The 5,319-nt window shown below is 77.1% G+C and carries 6 protein-coding genes; 3 read left to right on the top strand and 3 right to left on the bottom strand.

Translation table 11 applies throughout. From position 1 onward, the window contains the following. Positions 1-904, top strand: a 904-nt coding sequence (locus tag LPA27_RS19010; RefSeq protein ID WP_228943535.1) for an ATP-binding cassette domain-containing protein, incomplete at its 5' end; no start/stop codon positions are given. 125 nt (positions 905-1,029) lie between these two features. Here the strand turns inward: LPA27_RS19010 and LPA27_RS19015 are convergent. The 3 genes from LPA27_RS19015 to LPA27_RS19025 form a co-directional block, all read right to left on the bottom strand. Beyond that, complete coding sequence (locus LPA27_RS19015; RefSeq protein WP_056863366.1) at positions 1,030-1,416, bottom strand: hypothetical protein; 387 nt, start codon at positions 1,414-1,416, stop codon at positions 1,030-1,032. A 10-nt stretch (positions 1,417-1,426) separates the two neighbouring features. Next, positions 1,427-2,161 carry a GTPase domain-containing protein gene (locus LPA27_RS19020; protein ID WP_200920023.1) on the bottom strand — a complete coding sequence of 245 codons (735 nt, stop codon included), beginning with the start codon at positions 2,159-2,161 and terminating at the stop codon, positions 1,427-1,429. 196 nt (positions 2,162-2,357) lie between these two features. Continuing rightward, entirely contained in the window at positions 2,358-3,167 is an 810-nt protein-coding gene (locus LPA27_RS19025; RefSeq protein WP_228943538.1) for an SDR family oxidoreductase, read from the bottom strand. Positions 3,168-3,335: 168 nt separating this feature from the next. Here LPA27_RS19025 and LPA27_RS19030 point away from each other — a divergent pair, with 168 nt between their 5' ends. Both LPA27_RS19030 and LPA27_RS19035 read left to right on the top strand, forming a co-directional pair. Beyond that, entirely contained in the window at positions 3,336-4,418 is a 1,083-nt protein-coding gene (locus tag LPA27_RS19030; protein WP_228943540.1) for a hypothetical protein, read from the top strand. 69 nt (positions 4,419-4,487) lie between these two features. Continuing rightward, positions 4,488-5,319 (top strand): hypothetical protein (locus tag LPA27_RS19035; protein WP_228943542.1); only part of this gene is annotated, 832 nt, incomplete at its 3' end.

A 5,319-nucleotide genomic window follows, 5' to 3' on the forward strand; every position in this document is an offset into this window, starting at 1 on the left:
CAGCGCCGCCGCCACCGGCGCACTGGCCACCGTGGCGGTGCTGGCCGTCGCCGGACCCGCCGGTCTCGGCGCCAGCGGGGTGGCCACCGCGCTGACGGTGGTCGGCATCCTCGTCGCGCCGGTCGCCGACCTCGGCCGCGTGGTGGAGTACCGCCAGTCCTTCCTGGCCGCCCGCCGCATCCTCGGTCCGGCCCTGGCCCCCGGTCGCGCCGCGCGGGCGGCCGAGCTCGCACGGCGTACGACGGGCCACGCCGACGGGCCGACCGCGTCGGGGCCGCCGGGGGCGCCGGCCGGGCTGGCCGTGCAGGGACTGGTCCTCGACGGCCGGGCGGTGCCCGACCTCGTGGCCACGCCCGGGGAGCGGGTGGTGCTGAGCGGGTCGGACCCCGCGCTGCGACGTGCCCTGCTCGAGGTGCTCGCCGGGGTGCGGGCGCCCGAGCAGGGCACGGTCGTGGTGGGCGGTGAGGACCTCGCCGGACTCGACGCCCGCCGACGCCGTGAGCGCGTCGGCGCCGCGCTGGCCGGGTGGTCCCTCGAGCGGGGCACGGTGGCCCGCGCGGTGGGCTACCGGCTGCCGGACTCCGGGGTGCCCGTCGCCGACGCCCTCGCCGCGACGGGTCTCGACCGCACCCTGGCGACGCTGCCCGACGGCGACCGCACCCGGCTGCGGCGGGGCGGCGCCCCGCTCGACCGGGCCGATCGCGCGCGGGTGCTGCTCGCCCGCGCCGTGCACGGTCGGCCGGCGCTCGTCGTGCTCGACCACCTCGACGACGAGCTCGACGGCGCGGGCCGCGCCTCGTTGGCCGGATGCGTGCGCGAGCAGCCCGGCGTGGTCGTGCTGGCCAGCGAGGCGGCCTGGACGCTGGTGCCGCGGCACCGGGTCTGGGACCTCGACGCCGGCTGAGGTCCGGGTCCGCGGCCCCGGCGGCCACGGGGCCCGGGGCCCGGGACGCTCGCTGCCGCCTCGCTCCTCGACCACCGTGGTCACCACAGCCGGGTGGCCCTCCGACACCGGTCGCGGCGGGGCGGCTAGCGGGCCTCGCGCTCCCGCAGCACCGAGAGCCGGGGCACGCCGCCGAGGGCCCGACGGTGCCGCACGTGGGCGGCGTGGCGGGCCAGGGCGTCCCAGAGCGCGGCGTGGGCCGCCCAGGGCAGGGGCTCGTCGCCGGTGCGCCAGGTGTCGCCGAAGGAGACGAGCACCGGCACCCAGTCGGCCGCCAGGTCCCAGGCCCCGCGGCGCGCCTCGATCATGCGGCGCCGCAGCTGGAAGGCCGCGCGGGGGCCGTCGACGTAGACCGGGGCCGTGGCCACCGGCCACACCCACAGGTCGAGGGCGCCCAGGTCGAGCTCGAGCTCGCGCAGCACGGCCGGGTCGACCAGCACCGTGGCGACGTTCTCGTGGGGCTCGCGCAGCACGACGGCTCCCCTAGACGTGACCCGAGAGCTGGGCCATGCGCGCCTCGAGGGCCTGGAGGTAGCGGTCGCGCTGCTCGGTGGAGACCGCGCCGTCGAGGTCCTCGAGGTGGCTGCAGGCGGGCAGCACGTCGACCGACAGGTTGGCCGCGCCCGCCAGGGAGCGCAGGTCGTCGAGCCGGTCGCCGAAGGGGGTGCCGCTGCCCGGGGAGTAGGAGCGCACGACCTCCTCGACGTCGTCGGCGAAGAGGTCGACCTTGGTCACCACGACCACGAGCCAGGTCGGCCGCGAGCGCCGCACGGCCATGGCGGCGATGCGGTGGGCGGTGACCGTCCAGTCCTCCAGCTCCGCCGCGAGCTGCTGCTCGCGCGTCACCTGCGCGGCGCCGCTGGTGCCGGCCGGGCGGCGACCCGTGGCGTGGCCGTGGGCCACGACGTGCAGGACCCCGTCGACGGGGTCGTCGTGGAAGACCTCGTCGAGGGCTCCGAGGCGGGTGGCGGCGTTGTCGCCGGGCACGACGCGGAACCGGAAGCCGGTGAGCCGTCGCCCGCGACGCACCCGCCGCTCGAGCACCGCGGAGCCGGCCTCCGGGGTGCCGTCGGCGGAGGGGCGGCCGCAGAGGTGGTCGACCAGCTCGGTCTTGCCGACGCCGGTCATGCCGGTGACCGCGACCGAGGGGAAGCGGTGGCCCAGCACGCCGGTGACGCGCTCGCGCCCACGGCCCAGCGCGCCGCCCAGACCGCGCACTCCCCCGCGCACCTCACGCGTACGACGATCCGGCACGGGCCCTCCCGGGGGTCGGTGGTCGCGGCGGGCCGGGTGCCCGTCGTGAACGTCCCGACCGTAACCGGCGCACGGGGGCGGCGGCGCGGGGAGGGCCCACGGGCGGGCCGGGGCGGTGGCGGCGCCGGGTGCGGGGGCCGGGTCCGGCCCGGCGGGTGGCTCAGACGCCGGCGAAGCGCTTGTTGACCCGGCGGGTCAGCCAGGCCGGGGAGAAGCGCGCACCGAGGGCCATGGCCTTGGTCTGGGTGCCGACCGGGAAGTGCACCTGGTGCACGAGGCGTCGCGCGGCCGTGGGGTGGACGGCGTCCCAGATGGCGGTGGCGACGTCGTCGGCGCCCAGGTTGACGCCCAGGGAGTCGGTGGTGCCGGTGTGCACGCCCTGGGTCATGGCGGTCTGCACGAAGAGCGGCCACATCGCGACCACCCGCACCCCGTGGCGGCCCCACTCCAGGTCGAGGGCCTCGGTGATGCCGCGCAGGAAGAACTTGGTGGCGCTGTAGTTGGCCAGCTCGGCCTGGCCGTAGATGGCCGAGGCGGAGGCGAGGTTGACCACGTGGGCCGAGCCGTGGGCCGCGGCCGTCGCGCGCAGCGGCTCGAAGCCGGCGTGCAGGCCGTTGACGACGCCCTTGACGTTGACGTCGATCTCGCGGTGGTGCGCGGCGACGTCGATCTCGGCGAACTGCCCGGCCAGCAGGATGCCGGCGTTGTTGACGAGCACGTCGAGGCGGCCGGTCTCGGCCACGAGCTCGGCCGCGCGCGCGGCGTAGGCCTCGGCGTCGCGGACGTCGAGGGTGCCGCTGACGACGCGGGCCCCGGTGCGCAGGGCCTCGACCTCGCTGGCCAGGGTGGCCAGCCCGGCCTCGTCGATGTCGTAGGCACCGACGGTCCATCCCTCCCGTGCGAAGCGGAGGGCGGTGGCGCGGCCGATGCCCGCAGCGGCGCCGGTGATCAGGACGGTCGGGGAGGTCATGACCCATGCCTACCAGTCGGTAACACGCCAGCGCGAGGGGCGATCGCGTCACACGGATCCCTCGGGAGGCCGGGGTCGGCCCCGGTGGTCCAGGTGGGTGATGGCCGCGGCCCCCGGGCGGTGGGACGATCTCCCCGCCGCGCACGGCGGCCACGACCTGGGGGGCCCATGGGCACGACGCTGGTGTTCCTCGCCGTGATCGGCGGGCGGTTCCTGCTGCCGCTGGCGATCCCGCGCTGGCCGCTGCCCGCCATCGTGGCCTGCCTCGTGCTCGACGGCGTCGACCAGACCATCTTCCAGCTCTTCGGCCACGACCCGCCGGGCTACCAGTCCTACGACAAGGCGATGGACGTCTACTACCTCGCCATCGCCTACCTCGCGACCCTGCGCAACTGGACCAGCCTGCCGGCCTTCCGGGTCGCGCGCTTCCTCTACTTCTACCGCCTCGTCGGCGTGGTGGCCTTCGAGCTCAGCCACGCCCGCGCGCTGCTGCTGGTCTTCCCCAACACCTTCGAGTACTTCTTCATCGCCTACGAGGCGGTCCGCGCGCGCTGGCGCCCCACCCGCTTCGGCCTGCGCTGGTGGATCACGGCTGCGGCGCTGATCTGGGTGCTGGTCAAGCTGCCCCAGGAGTGGTGGATCCACGTCGCCCGGCTCGATGTGACCGACATGGTGGGCGACCACCCCGTCGGCGGACTGGTGGTCGCCGCGGGCGCCGTCAGCGCCGCCTCGATCGGGTGGCGCCGCTACCACGCGCGGCTGCGCCCGCCCGACCACCCGACGCGCTTCGCGGCCGACCCGCTGCCCGCCGAGGTCGACACCGCCGAGGAGCGGATGCAGTGGCACTGGGTGCACGGCGCCCTGCTGTCGTGGACGACGGTGGAGAAGGTCGTGCTCGTGGGTCTGCTGGCCGTCGTCTACGCCCAGACCCTCCCCGGGGTGCGGTCCACCCCGCTCCAGCTCTTCCTCGGCGTCGGCGTCGTCGTGGTGGTCAACGCCCTGCTGACCCTCGCCGCCGCCAGCCGGCGCCGAAGCATCGAGTCCTCGCTGATGGCCTTCCTGGCCCGCATGCTCGTCAACGTGGTGCTCGTGCTCGCCGCGGAGCTGCTGCTCGGCGTCACCGGCGGCGACCTCGACATCAGCGCCACGCTCTTCTACCTCGCCCTCATCAGCCTGGTCACGACCCTCCACGACGCCTGGCGACCGGTGCTGGCGCTGCGCCAGCGCGACGAGGCCGCCGCACCGGCCTAGGCCCTCCTACCCAGGAGCGGGAGTACGTCGGCCCTGCCGCGAGCCCCGCGGGCGCGCGAGGCTGCCCGCATGCTGCGCTACGCCGACCCCACCGTGTGCCCCGACTGCCGCGCCCCGCTGCCTCCCGCGCCGGCCGTCTGCCCCCGCTGCGACCTCCCGCTGCGCGGCCCCGTCGCCGCCGACCTGCTGAGCACGCTGACCCGCGCCGACCTGCTGCTCGAGCGCCTGCGCGCCGAGGCGCCCGTGCTCGTCGGCGCCACGGGAGCCAGCGCCGCGGGGGGCGCCGCCGACGGTGGGCGCGCCGGCAGCCCGGCCGGTCGTGCGGCCGGTGCAGCCGGTCGTGCTGGTCTGCTCGACGGCGTCGGACCGCTCCCGCGGGCCGACCGGGCCGACACGGTGCCCGGCGGACCCGACGGGCGGAGCACCGGGCGGGCCACCGGGCGGGCCACCGGGCGGGGGCTGTCCGCGTGGTCGGTGCCGCGGCTGCTGCTCGGCCTGGGTGCGCTGTGCCTGCTGGTGGCGGCCGTGGTGTTCCTCGCCGTGACCTGGTCGGCCCTCGGGGTGGGCGGCCGCACGCTCACCCTGCTCGGCCTCACCGTCGCCGCGGGCGTCACCGCCGACCGGCTGGCGCGACGCGGCCTGCGCGTGGGCGCGGAGTCGCTGACGGTCGTGGCCCTGGGGCTCGTGGTGCTCGACACCGTCGGCGCGCTCTCGGCCGGCTGGCTCGGCGACGTGGGGCCTGCAGGCGCCCTGCTCGCCTGCGGGGCCGCCCTGCTCGCCGGGGGCGCCGTCGTGCTGCTCGCCCGCACCGACCTGGTCGCGGCCCAGCTCGCCGTGCCGGTCGGCCTCGGCCTGGTCGGGGGCGCCCTGCTGGCCGACGGCGGCGACGCACGGCTCGTCG

It is taken from the genome of Nocardioides sp. Leaf374, assembly GCF_916862475.1.
GTDB classification, from domain to species: Bacteria; Actinomycetota; Actinomycetes; order Propionibacteriales; family Nocardioidaceae; genus Nocardioides; species Nocardioides kribbensis.

Excerpts from the sequence above, each read along its gene's own strand:
- LPA27_RS19025 (WP_228943538.1), bottom strand. The coding sequence starts at position 3,167 with ATGACCTCCCCGACCGTCCTGATCACCGGCGCCGCTGCGGGCATCGGC.
- LPA27_RS19030 (WP_228943540.1), top strand. The coding sequence starts at position 3,336 with ATGGGCACGACGCTGGTGTTCCTCGCCGTGATCGGCGGGCGGTTCCTG.